The organism is Shewanella sp. BF02_Schw, from assembly GCF_014596695.2.
Taxonomy (GTDB): domain Bacteria; phylum Pseudomonadota; class Gammaproteobacteria; order Enterobacterales; family Shewanellaceae; genus Shewanella.
Map to the genome: position 1 here is coordinate 408,703 of NZ_JABKAW020000003.1, position 21,141 is coordinate 429,843.

Annotated in this window: 14 protein-coding genes; 10 read left to right on the forward strand and 4 right to left on the reverse strand. The window is 39.6% G+C overall.

The window, feature by feature from the left end; genetic code table 11:
* Positions 1-79: 79 nt before the first annotated feature.
* Entirely contained in the window at positions 80-607 is a 528-nt protein-coding gene (gene smrB, locus HNW13_RS14380; protein ID WP_162023529.1) for an endonuclease SmrB, read from the forward strand.
* Between the two features lie 84 nt (positions 608-691).
* Here smrB and sixA read toward each other — a convergent pair whose 3' ends face one another.
* Positions 692-1,165 (reverse strand): phosphohistidine phosphatase SixA, encoded by a 474-nt coding sequence (gene sixA / locus HNW13_RS14385; protein ID WP_192116335.1) that lies wholly within the window; start codon positions 1,163-1,165, stop codon positions 692-694.
* A 188-nt stretch (positions 1,166-1,353) separates the two neighbouring features.
* Between sixA and HNW13_RS14390 the strand changes: the two genes are divergently transcribed.
* The 3 genes from HNW13_RS14390 to HNW13_RS14400 all read left to right on the forward strand — a co-directional run bounded on the left by HNW13_RS14390 (position 1,354) and on the right by HNW13_RS14400 (position 9,455).
* Positions 1,354-4,143, forward strand: coding sequence for an insulinase family protein (locus tag HNW13_RS14390; RefSeq protein ID WP_192116334.1), 2,790 nt, complete (start codon positions 1,354-1,356; stop codon positions 4,141-4,143).
* Positions 4,144-4,390: 247 nt separating this feature from the next.
* Positions 4,391-8,734 carry an EAL domain-containing protein gene (locus HNW13_RS14395; protein ID WP_192116333.1) on the forward strand — a complete coding sequence of 1,448 codons (4,344 nt, stop codon included), beginning with the start codon at positions 4,391-4,393 and terminating at the stop codon, positions 8,732-8,734.
* A gap of 109 nt (positions 8,735-8,843) precedes the next feature.
* Complete coding sequence (locus HNW13_RS14400; RefSeq protein WP_192116332.1) at positions 8,844-9,455, forward strand: hypothetical protein; 612 nt, start codon at positions 8,844-8,846, stop codon at positions 9,453-9,455.
* Between the two features lie 231 nt (positions 9,456-9,686).
* On the opposite strand, the gene HNW13_RS14405 is transcribed toward HNW13_RS14400, so the two are convergent.
* The 3 genes from HNW13_RS14405 to fadI all read right to left on the reverse strand — a co-directional run bounded on the left by HNW13_RS14405 (position 9,687) and on the right by fadI (position 13,659).
* On the reverse strand, positions 9,687-9,899 hold the full coding sequence (locus HNW13_RS14405) for a hypothetical protein (protein WP_101086592.1): 213 nt from the start codon (positions 9,897-9,899) through the stop codon (positions 9,687-9,689).
* A gap of 317 nt (positions 9,900-10,216) precedes the next feature.
* The gene (gene fadJ / locus HNW13_RS14410; protein WP_192116331.1) at positions 10,217-12,343 is read right to left on the reverse strand and encodes a fatty acid oxidation complex subunit alpha FadJ; all 2,127 of its coding nucleotides are present in this window, start codon (positions 12,341-12,343) and stop codon (positions 10,217-10,219) included.
* A 5-nt stretch (positions 12,344-12,348) separates the two neighbouring features.
* Positions 12,349-13,659, reverse strand: coding sequence for an acetyl-CoA C-acyltransferase FadI (gene fadI, locus HNW13_RS14415; protein WP_192116330.1), 1,311 nt, complete (start codon positions 13,657-13,659; stop codon positions 12,349-12,351).
* A 248-nt stretch (positions 13,660-13,907) separates the two neighbouring features.
* Here fadI and HNW13_RS14420 point away from each other — a divergent pair, with 248 nt between their 5' ends.
* Genes HNW13_RS14420 through HNW13_RS14445 form a run of 6 tightly spaced genes read left to right on the forward strand, consistent with a single transcriptional unit; the run spans position 13,908 to position 21,136 of the window.
* Positions 13,908-14,864: a MoxR family ATPase gene (locus tag HNW13_RS14420; RefSeq protein WP_059744447.1), complete on the forward strand. Its 957-nt coding sequence runs from the start codon at positions 13,908-13,910 to the stop codon at positions 14,862-14,864.
* Positions 14,865-14,905: 41 nt separating this feature from the next.
* Positions 14,906-15,841 (forward strand): DUF58 domain-containing protein, encoded by a 936-nt coding sequence (locus tag HNW13_RS14425; RefSeq protein ID WP_192116329.1) that lies wholly within the window; start codon positions 14,906-14,908, stop codon positions 15,839-15,841.
* On the forward strand, positions 15,842-16,390 hold the full coding sequence (locus HNW13_RS14430) for a DUF4381 domain-containing protein (protein WP_192116328.1): 549 nt from the start codon (positions 15,842-15,844) through the stop codon (positions 16,388-16,390).
* Positions 16,384-17,403: a VWA domain-containing protein gene (locus tag HNW13_RS14435; protein WP_101086589.1), complete on the forward strand. Its 1,020-nt coding sequence runs from the start codon at positions 16,384-16,386 to the stop codon at positions 17,401-17,403. Before HNW13_RS14430 ends, HNW13_RS14435 begins: the two co-directional genes overlap by 7 nt.
* Positions 17,403-19,508 carry a VWA domain-containing protein gene (locus HNW13_RS14440; RefSeq protein ID WP_194956198.1) on the forward strand — a complete coding sequence of 702 codons (2,106 nt, stop codon included), beginning with the start codon at positions 17,403-17,405 and terminating at the stop codon, positions 19,506-19,508. Before HNW13_RS14435 ends, HNW13_RS14440 begins: the two co-directional genes overlap by 1 nt.
* A complete protein-coding gene (locus HNW13_RS14445; protein ID WP_192116327.1) occupies positions 19,502-21,136 on the forward strand; it encodes a BatD family protein in 1,635 nt (544 codons plus the stop codon). The genes HNW13_RS14440 and HNW13_RS14445 overlap by 7 nt, the downstream gene beginning before the upstream one ends.
* The last annotated feature ends 5 nt before the right edge of the window (positions 21,137-21,141 follow it).

Below are 21,141 nucleotides of genomic sequence, written 5' to 3' on the forward strand. Positions count from 1 at the left end.
AACACACTCCTTAAAAATTGTTCTGCGCTATTGTAACTGATGTCTATTAAGATGACCTAGAATTCAATACAATACGCCCATGAAAGACGATAATTATCCAGACTTATCGCTGTTTAGTGCATTAATCGAGGGTATCAAACCGCTAAGGCAAGATACTCACCACTTTAAACAGCCTGTCAAAGCCAAACAACAGTTCGAAATAAAAGAACAGCAGATTCATGCTGATAGCTATTTTTCGGATACATATCAGCCGCTTCTGCCGGTAGATGGCCCTATGCGTTGGATTAATACCAGCACAGATAAGCATGAATTAAAACGCTTAAGGCGTGGTGACTATTCTCCGGACCTGTTGCTTGATTTGCATGGCATGCGTCAAGCAGAAGCCAAACTTGAATTAGCCGCACTTATCCAAGCATGTGTTAAGCAAAACACGATTTGTTGCTGCGTAATGCACGGCTATGGAATGGGTATTTTAAAACAGCAAACACCAATGTGGTTAGCACAACACCCAAACGTAAAAGCGTTTCACCAAGCACCCAAAGAATGGGGTGGCGATGCCGCGTTATTGGTATTAATTGATATTGGTGAACAGCCTCACCGACGTTAATACGAAGAAATAAGCGCGAACATAAAAAAGGTAAGTAATCACTTACCTTTTTTTATTCAGATGTGATTCAAAACGTTATTGTCATTACACAACAACTTGATGTGGTGCTGTCATTGCGACAAAACTCGCGTTATGCGTATGTTTGTCTATGTGAGCCACCGCGGATGTAGCAAACAAAGGTGGCTCAACCCCCGCCACAAGCTCGCTGACCATAAATCCTAAAATTGGCATATGTGCTATAACCAATACATTATCGGCTTTATATTGCTCGGCATAAGCCAACACAACATCTATCGCCACTTTAGCATCGCCAGAGGGAGTCACATCATCAAGTACTAACCACTTACGGGGTTCAGCTAAGTGTTTACTGACTTCTTGCCACGTTTGCTGCGCACGTAAATAAGGGCTCACAATCACCAAATCAAAATGGCTGACCTGTTTTGCTAACCAATTAGCCATATAGCCAGTTTGAATACGGCCTGTTTCAGTTAATTTTCGTTCCCTATCGGACAGAGCATCAAAACTCGCTTCACCATGGCGCATCAAAAATAGCTGCATACTTCTCTCGTGATGTTTTTATTATCATTCTTAACCAATTGTAGCGTTAATCAGCGCAACAACAAACCTAGAATTGAGCATATTTAGATAAACTTTAGTCGATAATTGAATAAAACTGACCAAGGTAATTTGCTAAAAAGTAATAACAAGATCAATATATAACAAGTTATCTTTTCTGGAGTCTCCTCTTGCCTGAATTTCCAGCAGTTTATAAAAGCCAAAATGATCATCGACAATACCAATATCGAGTGTTGAACAACCAACTTCGAGTGTTATTGGTTGAAGACATGCAATCAAATCAAGCAGCCGCATCTATGGCGGTTAGTGTTGGTCATTTTGACGATCCTGTTGACCGACCAGGTATGGCGCATTTCCTTGAGCACATGTTATTTTTAGGCACCGAGAAATATCCAGATTCAGGAGAATACCACGCTTATATTAATCAACATGGTGGCAGTAATAATGCTTGGACAGGCACAGAACAAACTAACTTTTTCTATAGCATTAATGCCGAAGCCTTAGAAGGTTCATTAGACCGATTCAGTCAATTTTTTATTGCCCCAAAGTTTGACTTAGAGTTAGTGGATCGTGAAAGGCAGGCAATCGAATCTGAATTTAGCTTAAAATTAAAGGATGATATTCGCCGAGTTTACCAAGTTCAAAAAGAAACCGTTAATCCAAAACATCCATTTTCAAAATTCTCTGTCGGTAACCAAACAACTTTAGCGGGTAAACAAGCAGACATTCGGGATGAATTGCTCGCTTTTTATCAACAACATTACAGTGCTAATATTATGACATTGTGCATTGTCGCTCCACGCCCTATTGCAGAGCTAGACACCATCGTTAAAAAATACTTCTCAAACATTATCAATAGAAATGTAAGTAAACACTATCCATCTGAAGCAATGATAACGAAGGACCAACGTCAAAAACATATACAAATTGTACCGTTGAAAGATCAAAAACGAGTCAGTATTAGTTTTTCACTGCCAGAGATAGACCAATTTTATAAGCGAAAACCACTCACCTTTATCAGCCATTTACTCGGTAATGAAAGCCCAGGGAGTTTACTGTCCTATTTAAAAGTACAGGGGTTAGCCAATAACTTATCTGCTGGCGGTGGGGTTAATGGTTACAACTTCAAAGATTATTCAATCAGCATACAATTAACCGACAAGGGATTTGCAGAGATTGATGAAGTGGTAACTTGTGTATTTGAATACATTGAATTGATTAAGCTGCAAGGTGTACAAGCATGGCGTTACCAAGAGCGAGCCAATTTACTTAACACTGCGTTTCGATTCCAAGAACAGATCAAAACCTTGGATTTAGCAAGCCATCTCAGTATCAACATGCACCATTATGATATTGAAGACATTATTTATGGCGACTATCGCATGGATGAAATGCTAGAGGATGAAACAACACAACTGCTGTCTATGATGTCGGCAGCTAATATGCGCTTACTTACGGTTGCAAAAGAATCACAGGTCGATAATCAAGCAAAATGGTACGACACTCCGTACCAAGTGAGATCATTACAACCCCAACAAATAGCAAAATGGTCTTCCGTTACGGTAAGAGAGTCACTTAAACTTCCGGAAAGAAATCCGTTTATTGTCGCCAACCCGCAAGCTAGGGCAGACAAAAGCGATACTCCAGTACCCACTATTGTTGCAGAAGGCGAAGGTTACCGTATTTGGCATAAAAAAGATGATGAATTCAATGTTCCTAAAGGGCATTTATACTTATCGTTAGACTCAGATCAAGCGAGCTCAACCCCAAGACAAGCAGCATTAACAAGACTATACGTTGAAATGCTTATCGATTATCTGACTGAACCAACATACCAAGCAGAGGTTGCTGGCCTTAACTACAATATTTACCCTCACCAAGGCGGCATTACCCTGCATTTAACCGGTTTTACGGGTAACCAAGAAAAGCTCCTCACTCTAATCATCAACAAAGCCCGCGAGCGTAACTTTACCGAACAACGCTTTAGTATGATTAAAAATCAGATATTACGCAGCTGGAATAATGTTGCTCAAGCTAAGCCAATATCTCAATTATTTACCAGCTTAACCGTGTCGCTACAAAAAAGAAGTTTTGAACCCGCAAGAATGGCTGAAGAACTCACGCTACTGACACTTGATGATTTACACAATCATGTCAGCGCATTTTACAAAAAAGTTTATCTTGAAGGTTTGGTATACGGGGATTGGCTGGTTGAAGAAGCACAGCAACTCGGCAAGCGTTTGCAACATCTATTGTCTTTAGTCACGAAACCAAGCGCAGAGTCTTCACGCGAACTTATCAACCTAGATAAAAGAGGTTCATTACTTCGCGAAAAAACCATTTCCCATCAAGATAGTGCGATTATTGTTTACTACCAGTCTCGGATGGCGACACCAGAACGTGTGGCGTTATTCAGTCTACTAAACCATACAATGTCATCTACCTTTTTTCATGAGTTACGCACTAAACAACAATTAGGCTACATGGTTGGGACAGGTTACTTACCGTTAAACCGACATCCAGGGATGATTTTTTATGTGCAGTCCCCTACTACAGGTCCAAGACAACTTCTCGAAGCAATCGACGAATTCATCGCCGACTTTAATTATGCCGTTATGCAAATAACCAATGAACAATGGGAAAGCACAAAACAAGGTATGATAAGTCAAATAATGGAACACGATACCAACCTAAAGACACGCAGCCAACGCTATTGGGTGAGCTTAGGTAACCGCGATTATGGATTTAATCAACGTGAAATGGTCGTCGCGGAAGTCGAAAAGCTCACCAGAGCTCACTTGATCAAGTTTATGGTGGCTCACATGCGCAGTAGAGATTGTGACCGTTTAGTCTTGTTTAACAGTGGTGAACAACATCACAGCCAAACAAGCCTTCGTTCAGATAATATGATTGTCGACTTAAAAACATTCAAACATCAAGCAGATAAATTTCAGTTTTAACCAGCATCGACGTTTAAAGGTCTAAAAAATATAAAGCTAGATGAATCGAAATTAGGTTAACAAAATGTCTCAATCATTGTTAACAGTACAAGCGACCAAATAAAACCTTAGTATTACATAACTAATTGATTAAAAAATAACTATAAACAAATTTTACAGCGATAATTGCGTAATATTCTATCAATCACACCTTTTTTGTTAACATGCTTTTGACAAAGGGCCTGCTTTCTGAAAAAGTAGACAATTCATGAACTTCTTTGCGGCATCAAAAGAGAATAAGTATAAATCTATGCCTAAAATTTTACTCTTTATCTGTGTTTATTTTATTTTCAGCTTTGGCGCAGCAGCCATTGAAGCTGATGACACAGAATCAAATTTCGATCTACTACTAAACTACACTAATTATGGTGTTGCGGATGGTTTGTCTCAGGACACAGTAACGGCCATCTTAGAAGATCCAGAGGGTTACGTTTGGGTTGGTACTATCAATGGATTAAATCGTTTCGACGGCAATGAATTTAAGCAATTCTATGCAGAAGATAATGCAAATTCTCTACCCAGTTCTTTTATTCGTAATTTACTTATCGATGACAATGGTGTTCTGCAAATCGGAACAGATAAAGGTCTCGTTCAATTTGATAAAGATACTGAGTCATTCACCAGAAACAGTATCTCAACTCAAATTGGTAAACAAGCCATTTGGTCAATATCAAAACAAGATGGTGAAGTTTTTATTGGTTTGAATGGTAAGTTTTTATCTTATTTTAGTGAAAACTTAAAAGTTAATTATTCCTTTAATGATAACATGTTAAGTGAAATTAAAAATGTAATTAGCTTTAACAATGAAATATATTTAAGAAACTATGAAGGAATATTGTTTTTTATTAAAAATGGGATTCTAAAAAAAATAACATCAAATACAAATGATATTTCGTTAATAAATGGCAAATTAATTACGACAACAAACGATGGTGTTTTTAATGTTACAAATAATCTAATAAAAATATCTAATCTAAAGCTCACAAGTATTGACTCATACATAAAAAATGAATCAATATCTATAAGCGAAAACGAAATATACATACTGAATTATGACGATGAATTTACAGCAAAAAAGATTGGTGAACTAAAAATAGAAAAGCAAAAGTTAAAGAAAACATTTATAAAACAGAGCAAAAAAAACATTTACATTTCAAATTACAACGATGGTTTTATAAAAATAACACGTGACAAAAATTTTATTAAAAAAATTAATATAGAAAAAAATAATGTATGGTCAATCACTTCTGACGATAAAAATATATACTTAATAGGTGATGATAGCTTTTTAAACATTTACGATAAAGATTTAAAACTCGTACAAAAGAAAAAAATCAATGTTCCTCACGGACCAAAATCAATATTAGTAGAGCAAGAGAATCTTTTTGTTGGAACCTCATCAGGATTATACCAAGTAAACTTAAACACTGGGATTGAAAAGAAATTAATTAATGAAACCGTATTTAATATAAAAAGATTTACGGATTTCTTATACGTTTCTACATTCACAGGAAAAATATATCAAATGAAGCTTAATGGTGAGCTTCATGACGTAATAAATACGCAATCTGGCTACCCAGTTTATGATACTTTAGTTGTAAATGATTCTCTATGGATAGCGTCCCAAACAGGTTTACTTAGATATAAAAACAATGAAATAAAATCATTTTTTGATGGTGATTTTGTTTTTAACCTTCTTAAAGATGATGATGGATTATATTTTGGTACAAGAAATTCAGTGTACTTCTTGAAGGATGACACTAACTTTAAAGTATCAAAAATCCTTGATAGAAACAAAATAATATACTCACTAACAAAAATAGATAATAAAATAATTGTTGCATCTAATAGAGAAGTTAATATTATCGATCTTGATGATAAAGTTAATTATACTCTCGGCACACACAATGGTTCATCTGAAGACTATAATACTCAAGCATCACTAGCTTTAGAAGGTAAGTTATTGCTAGGTAGCAATGAAGGGGTTAGTTTAATCAACCCCAATGAAATAATTAAAGAATTGAACTCTGAACAAAAAAAAGAAATTACCTTTCAAGAATTACTGCTTTTCAACTCTCCGGTTGAAATTGGAAATGGTATATTAAAAAAACCTTTAAATGAACAAGGGGGAATAACTTTAAAATACTCAGACTATCCCTTCACAATAAAATTTAATATATTAGGTGATCTAAATAATAATTATGATTTTTTTTATTACTTAGAGGATTTAGAGAAAAACTGGTTATCTACTAAAGGAAATAACACCGTAACATATACCAATTTATCAGCTGGAGAATACACATTCAAAGTTTATGCTATAGATATATTATCTGGCAGAAAATCAGATATTAGAAATTTATCAGTTTATATCACACCACCTTGGTGGTTATCTCAGCATGCTAAATTAATATATGCTTTATTTTCTTTAATTATAATTTACTTATCTGTCACAGCAATTAATCGTCGTCGACAAATTCAGAAACAAATAGCTCAGAGTGAAGAGCGTTTAAAATTATCATTGTGGGGCAGTGGTGATGAAATGTGGGACTGGGATATTGAGAGTGGCAAAATTTACCGTTCTAATATTTGGGGCTCTTTAGACTTCCCTCAAGACGGTCGTCGCTCGGGTAACCCTGATGAAGAAAGCAATATTCACCCTCTCGATAGAGAACGAGTGACGAGGGCGTTAAATGATCATTTTAATGCCCTAACCGATCACTTCGAAATTGCTTATCGCGTCAAAGCACGTAACCAAGAGTGGATTTGGATTTTAGACAGAGCCAAGATAGTTGAACGTGATCAGAAAGATATGCCCCTTCGAATGACTGGCACCATTAAAGACATCAATAATATTAAGCAAGCAGAAGAACAACTTCGTTTATTCGCTAGAGCAATTGAAAATATTTCTGAAGGGATGTTTATTCTTAACGAAAAATATCAATTTGTTGAAGTCAATAATGCCTGTTGTGAACTGGCAGCTTCGACAAAGGAAAAATTTACTCATGAAATACTCAACTTCACTCGTTATCCAGCCAGTTATTCAGAGCAAATAAGAAACTTACTTAAGCAACAAGGTCGTTGGAGCGGCGAAATTGAAGCAAGCAAAGGTAAAGACAATTATTTCTTAATGGAACTGACCATTGACACTATATACAATGAACAAGGCGAAACAAGTCATTATGTTGGCGTATTTTCCGATATAACCCGTCGTAAGCAACAAGAAGAAGAGCTCAGAAAGCTAACCAATAATGATTTGCTTACCGGTCTGCCCAATCGGTCTAGTTTGCAAGTGACACTCAGTAACTTAGTTAAAAAGGATGTTCATCACACCCTAATGGTGCTTGATTTAGATAATTTTAAACGTATTAATGACTCATTAGGTCATCAAATTGGTGATGACCTATTAATTGGGGTTGCTGAACGTATTAAGTTAGCCATCCCAAAACATGCCAGTTTATACCGTCTAGGCGGTGATGAATTTGCTTTATTAGTCGATCAACACCCTGATATCGGATCATGTGCCGCCATTGCAACGCAAGTGATAAATTGTCTAAAGCCAGCTTTCACTCTTAATAATGACTCGCTGGTACTAGGCATTAGTATCGGGATTGTACTTTATCCTGAAGATGAACAGAACGAGCAAGCATTGTTACGTAAAGCAGATATCGCCATGTATCACGCTAAGTCTGGTGGTGGCAACCGCTATCAATTCTATTCTGAGTCATTAAATCAAAATGCTTTACGTCAGCTTGAAATCGAAAGTTTAATCAGAGAAGCACTCAAAGATGATTTGTTTGAAGTATATTACCAACCAAAAATCGACGTTAAGAAAGATCGTCTTAACGGAATGGAAGCATTAGTGAGATTAAATCATCCTAAATTAGGCCTGATTGGACCGAATGAATTTATCCCCCTTGCCGAAGAAAATGGTTTAATCGTTGAAATTGGTGATGTCGTATTGCGAAAAGCGTGTTTTGCTGCGCAGAAATGGCTCGAACTAGGGTTGTTTAGTGGTCGTGTTGCTGTCAATTTATCGTCAAGACAATTTGCTCTGCCCGATTTACAGCAACGAATAGAGTCAATTTTACGACTCACAAAATTACCCGCTAAACACTTAGAGCTTGAAATCACTGAAGGAACTGTCATTAAAGATCCCGAACAAGCAATTAAAGTGATGCAGCAATTGGCTAAAATGGGTGTCAGCCTTGCTCTTGACGACTTTGGGACAGGTTATTCCTCTTTGTCTTATCTAAAGCGATTTCCTATTAATTGCTTGAAGATCGATAAAACCTTTGTTGATGACATAGATAAATCAGACCGAGATCTCAAGATGGTCGATTCAATTATTACTATTGCCCACAATATGGGACTGACCGTGGTAGGTGAAGGGGTTGAACAAACCGCACAACTCAATATATTAAAAGCACTTAATTGCGAAGAGATTCAAGGCTATATCTATAGTAAGCCTATTAAAGAAGCTGACTTTGAGCTTATGCTTACTGCAGACAAACTCAAATTTGAAGCATTAAACGGTACCTTAGTGAAAAAATAAATATTTACCTCTTATATTTGGCATGACAAATGCTAATACAAGTTCAGTTGTCAAAATAATATTGTTATTTAACCCTGAGCTTGAATTACTAAATATAAGAGAGATTAAAATGATTAAAGGAATGATTACAGTAGCAGTTTTATCAACATTTGCTTTTGCAAGTATAGCTAAGCCTAGTGAGTTTGATAATGCTGCAACTCAAGCTATACCTGTAAAAATAGCACATAAGCTTAATGCTGCCCAAACTGCTGGCATTCCATACATCAAAGTCCTTGATACTCAAACTGCTGGCATTCCATACATCAAAGTCCTTGATACTCAAACAGCTGGTATTCCTTACATCAAAGTCCTTGATACTCAAACAGCTGGTATTCCATACATCAAAGTCATTGAGACCCAAACAGCTGGTATTCCATACATCAAAGTCCTTGAGACCCAAACAGCTGGTATTCCATACATCAAAGTCCTTGAGACCCAAACAGCTGGTATTCCTTACATCAAAGTCATTGATACTCAAACAGCTGGAATTCCATACATTAAAGTCCTTGATACTCAAACAGCTGGAATTCCATACATTAAAGTCCTTGAGACCCAAATTACTGGTATTCCATACATCAAAGTCCTTGAGACCCAAATTGCTGGTATTCCGTACATCAAAGTCCTTGAGACCCAAATTGCTGGTATTCCATACATCAAAGTCTTAGATACCCAAACAGCTTAAGGAGAACCCTATGTTTACTTCTCTAAAAATAGCACTTGGTTTAGCAAAACCAGCTCGTAAAAAAGTAAAATTGCCTGAAGGTTTAAATCACCTTGAAGTCATCCAAGCTAGAGCTTGGTGGAAGTAATTAGTGAGATACTGATGATTAACCATCAGTCATAAAAAAAAGGAGCATAAGCTCCTTTTTTGTTGTTATGAATTTGAATTTTTTGATAGCAAACTAAAATGAATTTAACCTTCTATTCTATAGCGGCCATGTCGCCAAACCTTCATATCAGCCAAGCGTTTGTGGGTGCTAAACAATGGGTAAGTGAGTGGCCCTAATATACAACCTACACATCCCCATCGCTTTACGGCTAAACCATGCTGATAAGCTGCAAAACCAAATAAAAAACCACTACTAATACTCACTAAAATAAGCATGAATAACCAACTAAACTGCATTATCGCTGACTCCAAATAACTCAGTTAACTTAATCCCTACTTATACAACATTACGATTCATCTTTGACTCGCAAGCAATCATGTTAACGCCATTATATCGAGGCGATTACAGCTTAATGGCGAAATATCATTCGTATGATCGTTTACGCTATCATACTTAACTTATCATACTAAACTACGGGTATTATACCGTAAAGAAGTATCTGATTGATTAAAAATAAGGCAAAGGTATGCCTTTGTTACATAAAAAAGCGGCAATTCACTGCCGCTTTTTTTACAATTTGATAACTAAATATTATCAATAACAATCACTCGGTTTACTTTTTATAAAATTGGCTGCCATCACTAGCCATTTTTACTAACGTATCACACGGTGCGAAACGGTCACCGTACAGTGATTGATAACCTTGTAAAGTTGCCACTAAATTACTTGCACCTAAGGTGTCGATATAACGGAACGGGCCGCCCAAGAATGGCGGGAAGCCAATACCGAATATAGCACCGATGTCACCATCTCTTGCAGAGGCAATAATCCCTTCTTCAAGACAACGAACAGCTTCATTGAGCATTTGAATAGTACAACGCTCTGCCACATCTTTTGCTTCTTTATCCGAAGCGATTAAGATATCGAGCACTTTGTAAACGGATTCATCAACCAATTTGGCTTTTTTAGCTTTAGGTCCGTATTGATAGAAACCTTTACCATTTTTACGACCCTTACGGTCATCGGCTAATAACTTATCAAATGCTGCAGGCGCTTTAAAACGATCGCCGAGCTCTTTTTCTAAAATTGGCGAAATTTTAGCACCTACGTCAATGCCCACTTCATCAAGCAAAGTCATCGGTCCCACAGGGAAACCAAACTTCACTAACGCGCGATCTAGGTGTTCAACACGTTGACCTTCAAGTAATAACTGCGCAGCTTCGTTCATATACAGGGCAAGAATACGGTTAACATAAAAACCAGCACCGTCTTGAACCACAATAGGTGTCTTACCTTGCTTGCGTGCAAACGCCACTGTGGTAGCAATCGTTTCTGGTGATGTGGTTTTATGGGCAATCACTTCAACTAACGGCATTTTTTCTACCGGAGAGAAGTAATGTAGGCCAATCACATTTTCAGGACGACTTGCCGCTGCAGCAATCTGACCAATAGGTAATGAAGACGTATTAGAAGCAAAAATGGTGTTTTCACCACATTCACGCTCAACGTCTTGAACCATTTTATGTTTAAGTGCTAAATCTTCAAATACCGCTTCAACAACGATATCGGCATCTTTAATACCTGTATATTCAGTCGTCGTTGTCATTAATGCCATGATATTGTCACGCGCTATAGGTGTCATATGACGACGCTTAACGCCTTTATCTAGCAGTTTGTAAGCATATGATAGTGCGTTACTTAATCCCTGCTCTGAAATGTCTTTGACACGCGCTGGAATTTTAGCTTTAGTGGTTGTTACAGACGCAATACCACCGCCCATTAAGCCACCGCCTAATACCATTACTTTTTTAACTTTACGTGGCACAGCACCTTCAGCACCGGTTTCTTTTTTCATTTCCGTGGTGGCAAAGAACAAGCTACGTAATGCTGCCGACTCTTTCGACATCACTAAATTAGCAAAATGAGTTGCTTCAACCTCAAGCCCTTTCACCATACCTTTATTCATACCTTGACGAACACAATCGATGATTTTAGCTGGCGCAGGATAATTCCCCTGAGTTTTCTTCATTACCTGTTTGCGAGCTTGATCAAACATAATATCGCGAGTGAATGAAGATGATTCTAAAAACTGATTAATTTTAGATTGCACCACAGGTTTTGCAGCTTGTTTACCTTTTTTTGCTAGCTCTATCGCGGTTTCAAGCAAAATAGAGTTAGGCACAACATCATTCACTAACCCCATTTTTAATGCTTGTTTAGGACGAATTTGCTTGCCAGTAAGCATCATATCTAACGCAGTTGCAATTCCGACTAGTCGAGGTAAACGCTGAGTACCGCCGCCGCCGGGCAACAAACCCAGTTGCACTTCAGGCACCCCTAGCATGGTTTTTTTATCGTCACTGCATACGCGTAAATGACACGCTAGCGCTAATTCTAAGCCACCACCTAAACAAGCACCATTGATAGCAGCAACAACAGGAATTGATAATCCTTCAAGCTCAGAAAAAACCACATGACCTTGTTGTGACAATGCCTTAGCATCAGCTTCACTCTTGCAAGCTGCTAACATGGTAATATCGGCACCGGCAACAAACGAATCAGCCTTACCAGATATAACAACCAAGCCTTTAATGCTGTTATCAGCTTTGATTTCAGTTAATATTTCACTAATTTCAGGACCAAATTGTTCTTTTAAGGTGTTCATGGTTTCGCCAGGAACGTCCATTGTTAAAATGGCAATACCATCGTCACGACGAGCTAAATTAAATGTTTTTTCCATGCTCATTACTCCACCTCCAAAATCATTGCCACACCTAAACCGCCAGCAGCACAAGCAGTTGCTAAACCAGTACCACCACCACGACGCTTAAGTTCATTACACACTTGGGTAATCAAACGCGTACCGGTTGCCGCAAAAGGATGACCATAGGCTAATGAACCGCCTAATACGTTAAACTTACTCATGTCTATTTCGCCTATCGCGCGATTGCGACCCAGCTTCTCTGCTGCAAACTTTTTAGAACCGAACATCTGCATATTGGCCAATGTTTGTGCCGCAAATGCTTCGTGCATTTCGATCAGCGTTAGATCTTCTAATTCCATTCCAGCACGTTTTAACGCTAATGGCGTCGCGTACGAAGGACCCATTAACATGTCTTGCCATACATCGATGGCCGTAAACGCATAACTCTTAATATAACCAATAGGTTGATAACCTAAGGCTTTAGCACGACCTTCACTCATTAAAATAATGGCCGATGCACCATCGGTTAATGGCGTGCTGTTGGCGGCAGTAACGGTACCGTGCTTACGATCAAATGCGGGACGCAATTTGGCGTAAGACTCTAATACAGAGTTTTCACGAATATTATTATCACGATCAATAAACTGTTTGTAAGGTGGAATATGAGCTGTCATCACTTCTTGTTGAAGCACGCCAGAATTCCACGTTTCAGTAGCCAATGTATGTGAACGATGCGCTAATGCATCTTGATCTGCACGGCTGATGTTGTAAGTCTTAGCCATTTGTTCTGCGGTTTGCCCCATAGACAAACCCGTTGAATACTCAGCAACCGCTGGCGGTACCGGCATCAGGTCTTTCAAGCCTAAACGACGTGCAATCGCAAATTTCTGCTTAAAAGTACGCGCTTTATTTAAATCGACTAAAGCATGAGCAAGCTTTTTTGAAACACCAATCGGTAATACTGAAGACGAGTCAGACCCACCAGCTAAGCCGATTTCAATATTGCCGGTCATAATTGATTCAGCTACGTTAACCGCCGACTGAAAACTGGTTGCACAAGCTCGGGTGACAGAGTAAGCATCTGTTGACACATTCATGCCAGTACCTAGTACAATTTCACGAGCAATATTGGGTGCTGCAGGCATTTGCACAACTTGACCATAGACAAGCTGCTCAATTAACTGAGGGTCGATTTCAGAGCGAGACAGCAACTCATTAACCACCATTTTGCCCATATCTAGCGCTGATACGCCATGAAAGGCGGTTGCTTGCTTTGCAAATGGTGTTCTTAAACCGGCAACAATCGCAATGCGCTCACCCCGGGAATTTGTTACTTGTTGTCTATCACTCATGTGTCACCCTCTATTATTGTTAGCTTATCTCGGCTCTGCCGGTAAATTTTTATTTTGCCAGATAATCTGGTCAGACCATCAAAGTGTGACCTGATTCTAACTTTTTATTGAATAGTTTTAAACAGGCGTTTACAACTATCTACTTCATAAAGAGTTAAATTGTGTTAATCCTACTAGCCAAAAACCAATAGAATTCATAACATAGGGTGTAATAATCCCAATGCCAACTAAATAAATTGAGTACAGCTATGCCGTTAAGTCGTTTCCACTCACTACGCACCTATTTAGATAATGTTGTCTTAGGTCAACCCGTATTAACTGAGAACTTGCTGATAGCACTTATCGCAAACGGACATTTATTAGTTGAAGGTCCTCCTGGCTTAGCCAAAACTCGTGCAGTAAAAGCATTATGTGATGGAGTAGAAGGCGAGTTTCATCGTATTCAGTTCACTCCCGATTTATTGCCTGCCGATTTAACTGGCACTGATATTTATCGTCAGCAAACAGGGACATTCGAATTTGAAGCGGGGCCAATTTTCCATAATCTAATCCTAGCAGATGAAATTAATCGTGCCCCAGCTAAAGTTCAGTCAGCGCTATTAGAAGCCATGGCTGAAGGCCAGGTTACCGTTGGTAAAAATAGTTATCCTTTACCACCACTATTTTTAGTGATGGCTACACAGAATCCGCTAGAAAACGAAGGTACTTATCCGCTGCCAGAAGCGCAATTAGATCGTTTTTTAATGCACTTAAATCTCGATTATCCTAGCGCAGAAACCGAAGTCGAAATCTTACGCCAATCGCGTAAAGAGGCCAAAACACATCAGTTGCCTACGATAGACCCCGTCGCACAAGCCGATGTGTTTGCTGCAAGAGATCAGGCATTAGATATTTACTTAGCTGAACCGTTAGAGAAATACATCGTTGAAATTGTGATGGCGACTCGACAACCTGCGCGCTACAGTGCTGATTTAGCTAAATGGCTTGAATATGGTGTCAGTCCTCGCGCCACAATTTCACTGGAACGTTGCGCCAGAGCGCGTGCTTGGTTACATGAACGAGACTTTGTTTCACCAGAAGACATTCAAGCTGTTGCGCCTAATGTGTTACGTCACCGTTTGTTACTCAGTTATCAAGCGCAAGCGGAAGGCGTTACGGCAGATCAGGTGATTGATCACATTCTTAGTCAAGTTGCCGTACCGTAAATGTTGCAGCACGAGCACCTATTATTAAGCATGATTAGATTATGATGAACCCAACTAATTCATTACCACTTTACAGTGATGGTGTGAGCTTAAATGAGCAAGAGCTTATTGCTTGTCAAAGCTTATCCCGCGCCATACCCGATCGCCAATCGCGGGCGAAAGCGGCATTGTCTGGTCACCGAAGCAGCCAAATAAAAGGCCGCGGTATGGAGTTTGCTGAAGTACGTCATTACCAAAATGGAGATGACGTTCGTACTATAGACTGGCGAGTCACTGCACGAACAGGTGTTGCGCATACTAAGTTGTTTGTTGAAGAACGCGAACGCCCTATCCTGCTATTGATAGACTTGAGCCACAGCTTATACTTTGGCTCCCAGCTACTATTACAATCGGTACAAGTGGCTCATTTAGCCACAACGTTAGGTTGGAATGCCATTAACCATGGCGATAGACTCGGGGCATTAATTGCCAGTGAAAGTAATCACTTAGAGCTAAAGCCACGTAGTCGCCGTCAAGGTATTTTACAGTTAACCTCAGGGTTAATTGATGTCCATCAACAGCAATTAAACCAAATAAATCAATTATCACCCGATCCCGGCCATATGTTTAAAGCCTGCCAACGGCTACAGCGCATTGCTAAGCCTGGGTCACTTATTTGGATTATTACTGACGGCCAACATATCAACCAGCAATGTTTAGCGCCTTTAACAGAGTTGTCGCGTCACTGTGATATTGGTGCCTTTGTGGTAACCGATCCATTAAGACAGGGAACCTTAGCGTTACCCAAACAATTTTCTTTACCCGTACGAGATGGCCAACAACAACTGACCCTAACACGTCAAAGTTATGAAGCCTGGTTAAGAACTCAGCAACAGCAGTTACAGCAATTCGTCTCATTAATGAATATGATAAAAGTACAACCTAAATTCATCGATGCCGCTAAACCGCTCAGTGCACAATTGGATATTTTACGTTAAATGACCACTGCTAACTTACCAACACAGCCATTGCCGATTGACGCCAAAGCCTCCGCTTTAGCGCAAATGCAAGATATTGTATTACCAGAGCCAATTAGTGCAGTGCCTATCGCACCTGGATATTGGATAATTGCAGCAATATTAATAACCTTAGCAATCTGGTTAGTTAAGCGTTTATATAAACAACATCAATATCATGCACCACGAAAAATAGCGCTGACGTTACTAGATAGCTATGATATTGAAGATGATACCTTTGCAGCACAGGTTAACAGCTTACTCAAACGCACCGCACTTACCTATTTACCGCGTGAACACCTCGCTAAACTCAACGGTCAGCCTTGGTTTGATTGGTTAGATACTCGCCTCGCCTCTGGCCAGCAACATAAAATTGGTCAACTATTAGTTAAGCGACATCAAGCAAGTGGTTTAGATCAAACCGAAAAAGCCCAATTAAAATCTTTAGCAAAAACCTGGCTAAGCAATAAACGTCCTTTTAGTGATACAACGTTATCATCCAACAATTCACATCTGGAGGCCAAATGCTAGCATTTTACTGGCCATGGTTATTAATCTTACTGCCGCTTCCGTTGTTGATAAAACGCATCAACATACATAATGTCGGCGGACATTTACAGCTACCCGGCATCGCTACAACGGTTACAGTGTCCAGCTCAGTAAACCGAAAAAGCAGCAGAAAACGTTACTGGCTAATGTGGATATTGTTGTTGTTAGCAATAGCTCGACCACAGTGGCTTGGCGATCCCATAGAATTACCGGCAAAAGGCCGTGATTTAATGATTGCGGTGGATTTATCCGGCAGTATGCAAATTGAAGACATGGTAATAAATGGACAAACTGTTAACAGGTTTACCCTAATACAACATGTACTTAGTGACTTTATCGAACGACGTAAAGGTGACAGACTCGGACTTATTTTATTTGCTGATCATGCTTATTTACAAGCTCCACTCACCTTAGACCGCCGCTCTGTTGCTACATTTTTAGATGATGCGCAGATAGGTTTAGTCGGCAAGCAAACCGCTATCGGTGAAGCCATTGCCCTTGCGGTTAAGCGCTTTGATAAAGTTGACGAAAGTAATCGAGTGCTCATTCTGTTAACGGATGGTTCTAATAATGCAGGTAATATTGAACCAGAAGTCGCCGCACAAATTGCGGCTAAACGTAACATCACTATTTATACTATCGGGGTTGGCGCAGAAATATTAGAACGCCGAACTATTTTTGGTAAAGAGCGCATTAATCCATCAATGGACTTAGACGAAGGCCAACTCAAAAAATTAGCTGCCATGACTAAGGGGCGTTATTTTAGAGCCCGAAACAGTGAAGAGTTAGCCAGCATTTATCAAGAAATAGACAAGTTAGAACCGGTGAGTCGTGATCAATTGAGTTATCGTCCCAAAAGTGAGTTATTTTATTGGCCGTTATTAATGTCATTACTGATTAGTTTTTTAATCAGTTTGCAGCAACAATGGCCAGCTCAGTTATTGGCTAAAACCAACCAGACTAAAACTAACCAAACCAAAGAGGCGAATCAATAATGATCCATTTCATTCGCCCTGAATGGCTATTAGGGTTCATCCCGATATTAATATTAAGTGCATTATTTTGGCGTAAACATAGCCAGCAATCAGCATGGAAACAATATATCGCCCCACATTTAAGTCAGTTGCTTATCAGCCAAACGGTTGAGAAAAGTCATCAGCCCAAATGGCTATTAATTGCCAGTTGGATCATCGCCGTTATTGCGCTTTCAGGGCCGGCATTAAACAAACAAAATCTGCCAGTATTTGCAACCGAACAAGGTCGAGTGCTCATTATGGATATGTCTCAGTCCATGTATGCCACCGACTTAAGTCCAAATCGCTTGTCCTACGCTAAATTTAGAGCGACCGACTTATTAAATGAATTAAAAGAAGGCGAAACAGGGTTGATTGCCTATGCTGGTGATGCTTATACCATTAGCCCGTTAACCCGCGACCGTGACACTATTTTAAACTTACTGCCAACATTATCACCCGATATTATGCCCACTAAAGGATCTAACTTAACAGCGGCGTTATCTCTAGCAGAAAAACTATTGGCTCAAGGTGGTCATGTCAGTGGCGATATTATTGTCATGACCGATGGCATTTCTGCACAACAATTTAATCAAACAAGCAGCGCACTTAACAGCCGTTATCGTTTATCGATCATGGCTTTTGGCAGTAAACAAGGTGCACCCATTCGTTTAGCTGATGGTCAATTATTGCGTGATAATAGTAATGAAATCGTCGTAGCTAAAACCGATTACGGTCTATTACAGAAACTTGTCCAACAACACCAAGGGATCCTTGTGCCAGCTCAAACAGATGGTAGCGATATCTCCACCCTCACCCACTGGCTGGCAACTGATGGCAAGGTAACCGAAACGGATCTTGCTGGCGAAACTTGGCAAGATCTGGGTCCATATTTAGCTATGTTATTAATCATCCCGATGTTAATGAGTTTTAGGCAAGGATTATTAACCCTCATGCTTAGCCCTAGCTTGCTATTCGCTACGGCAATGACATTTAGTCTAGCCAACAGTCAACCAGCACAAGCCTCTGTGTGGCAGGACTTATGGAAAACTAAAGACCAACAAGCACAGTCTGCATTTGAACAAGGTGAATTTACCCAAGCAGCGGAAACATTCGAAAACCAACAATGGCAAGCCTCTGCGCAATACAAAGCCGGTAATTACCAACAAGCGCTAGAAGGCTATGAACAAGACAGCAGCGCCCAAGGTTTATATAACCAAGGTAATGCCCTAATGCAGCTTAAAGATTATCAAGAGGCCATTAAGCGTTATCAACAAGCTATTGCGGCTCAATCACCGTTTACTGAAGCAAAACAGAATTTGACCTTAGCCCAGCAATTGCTTGAACAACAAAAAGAGTCATCCGATCAGCAATCTGATAAATCAGAGCAAGATCCATCTAACTCAAATGATGACAACTCTACATCAGAGCAATCTTCTGATAACAATGAATCTCAACAAGCAGATTCCGACGAATCACAGTCTGGTGAACAGAAAAACCAACAAGGTCAACAAGACCAATCTGGCCAACAAAACCAACAACAGAACGCTGAAAACCAATCTGACAATAAAAATGATCGTTCATCTGATAATAATAAACCGCAATCACAAAGTGATCAGCCATCAGATCGCGATGAACAACAAGATGATAAACAATCCGAATCGTCACAAAACGAAGCACAACAGCAAAATGGTCAGCAACAAAATGGTTCGGATCAACAATCATCAACCTCTGAAGATAACAACACTTCACAGCAAGATGATTCAACGCAAGATTCTCCCGCTAGTAACGAATCTAGCATGCAGGCCAGTACGACTAAAAATGGAGACCAACAAGATGATGGCAACCAAAAAATGGGGACTGCACAGTCTTCAACAGAACCAAGTGCAGAAGACATAAAAGATGGCAAACCATCAGAAATGATCTCGGCTTCACAAATTAATCAAGATGATTTGCCTGCAGATATGCAACGTGCCCTTCGCGCCATAAACGAAGATCCACAAGTGTTAATCCGCAATAAAATGCAGCTTGAATATCTAAAACGTCGTCAAAATAGTCAACCGCCTAAGGAAAATGAACAGTGGTAATCAGAACTTTTTTTAGCCTATTGCTATTCATCATTGCTGCACCGGTATTTGCACTTAGCCAAGTACAAGCAACCATAGACCGAAATCCAATTGTTACCGGTGAGTATTTCGTACTCGATATTATTGCCGATGATGATCTAAATGCGGGGGTATTAGATACCTCAGTATTGCTCGATGACTTTATTGTTGGAAGAACTAGCGTTGGCCGCAGCACTAAAATGGTTAACTTTGACACCACCAAAGAAACTCGCTGGCAGGTATTATTGTCACCTAAGTCAGTGGGCAATGTCACCATACCGGCGTTTAACATCAAAGGAATTAGCTCAAACCCAATTACCTTAAAAGTTATTCCACAAGGTTCAACTGCCGACGAAGTACAAAACGTATTTATTAACATCAACACTAGTGCCTCAGAAGCTTATGTCGGCCAATTAATCACTTATAAAGTAAAACTATACCTTGCAGTAGAATTACAACGAGGAGTATTAAGTGCTCCCGTTATTGAAGGCGCGCAAATCAAGCAAATAGGTGAAGACAAAGATGGCAGTGAGATCATTGATGGCCGTCGCTTTAGAGTAATTGAACGCACTTACGGTATTATTGCCGATCTGCCAGGGGAGTTAGTTATCAACGGCGCCAGTTTCTCAGGCGATGTACTTGTTGAAGCCCCTAGACGCGGAGGTATGTTTGGCTTTAATGAAAGTCGGCCAATGCAAACAGAAGCGGAAAGAGAAGTCATTCAAATTAATCCAACACCGCCAAGCTACCAAGGAAAATGGTTAGTCAGCGATATTGCGGTATTAAAAGAGACGTGGCCAGACGATATCAGCGAATTTGAAGTTGGCAGCCCAATTACCCGCACAATTAGTTTAATTGCATCTAATACCGATGACACTAGTTTACCCGACATCGATATTCCACTGGCCGACGGCTTAAAATCCTATCCAGAAAAACCGTTAAGACAAACTTTTGTCCGCGATAATCAAGTGGTATCACAGTACAGTATCACGACTGCTATTGTGCCAACAAAACCAGGCAATTACACTCTACCAGAGATAAATGTACCTTGGTGGAACCCACATCTTAAAAAGCAACAATTTGCCACATTGCCAGCCCGTACGATTAACGTGATAGGCAGCACAACGGCTACGACAGATATTCCACCAGCGGATAGTTTTAGCGCAGTTCAAGCCAGCGGATATTGGCCGTTACTGAGTGCTGTTCTGGCGGTATTATGGCTCATCACTTTAGTATTATGGCGTAAAGCAGCATCGGTAAACCGCACGTTGCCACAATTTAATCAAGACAATAAAAACCTCAAAATACCTAGAAAAACAGCAACGACTGGACTCAATGCAATTATTCATGCATGCGACCGTAACGACAGCAGTGCGGCGATTATTGCGGTACAAGCCTACTTTAGCGAACGTTTAGGTAAATTGATGACTTTGACTCAAATCAGCGGTTTATCAGAACAATTAGCATTAGCAATGAATAAGCTACAAGCAGACAAATACAGCAATAAACCACAAGCGATTGATAAAAAATCGTTAATGGATGCCATTTTGGCTTATCAACAACCCCCTCTCGCCAATAAAAAATCAATAATAGCAGAGCTAAATCCATAACATTA

Bases quoted from the DNA above. Each gene is read 5' to 3' on its own strand.
- smrB (WP_162023529.1), top strand. From the start codon at position 80: ATGAAAGACGATAATTATCCAGACTTATCGCTGTTTAGTGCATTAATC.
- sixA (WP_192116335.1), bottom strand. From the start codon at position 1,165: ATGCAGCTATTTTTGATGCGCCATGGTGAAGCGAGTTTTGATGCTCTG.
- HNW13_RS14395 (WP_192116333.1), top strand. From the start codon at position 4,391: ATGAACTTCTTTGCGGCATCAAAAGAGAATAAGTATAAATCTATGCCT.
- HNW13_RS14400 (WP_192116332.1), top strand. From the start codon at position 8,844: ATGATTAAAGGAATGATTACAGTAGCAGTTTTATCAACATTTGCTTTT.
- HNW13_RS14405 (WP_101086592.1), bottom strand. From the start codon at position 9,899: ATGCAGTTTAGTTGGTTATTCATGCTTATTTTAGTGAGTATTAGTAGT.
- fadJ (WP_192116331.1), bottom strand. From the start codon at position 12,343: ATGGAAAAAACATTTAATTTAGCTCGTCGTGACGATGGTATTGCCATT.
- fadI (WP_192116330.1), bottom strand. From the start codon at position 13,659: ATGAGTGATAGACAACAAGTAACAAATTCCCGGGGTGAGCGCATTGCG.
- HNW13_RS14420 (WP_059744447.1), top strand. From the start codon at position 13,908: ATGCCGTTAAGTCGTTTCCACTCACTACGCACCTATTTAGATAATGTT.
- HNW13_RS14425 (WP_192116329.1), top strand. From the start codon at position 14,906: ATGATGAACCCAACTAATTCATTACCACTTTACAGTGATGGTGTGAGC.
- HNW13_RS14430 (WP_192116328.1), top strand. From the start codon at position 15,842: ATGACCACTGCTAACTTACCAACACAGCCATTGCCGATTGACGCCAAA.
- HNW13_RS14435 (WP_101086589.1), top strand. From the start codon at position 16,384: ATGCTAGCATTTTACTGGCCATGGTTATTAATCTTACTGCCGCTTCCG.
- HNW13_RS14440 (WP_194956198.1), top strand. From the start codon at position 17,403: ATGATCCATTTCATTCGCCCTGAATGGCTATTAGGGTTCATCCCGATA.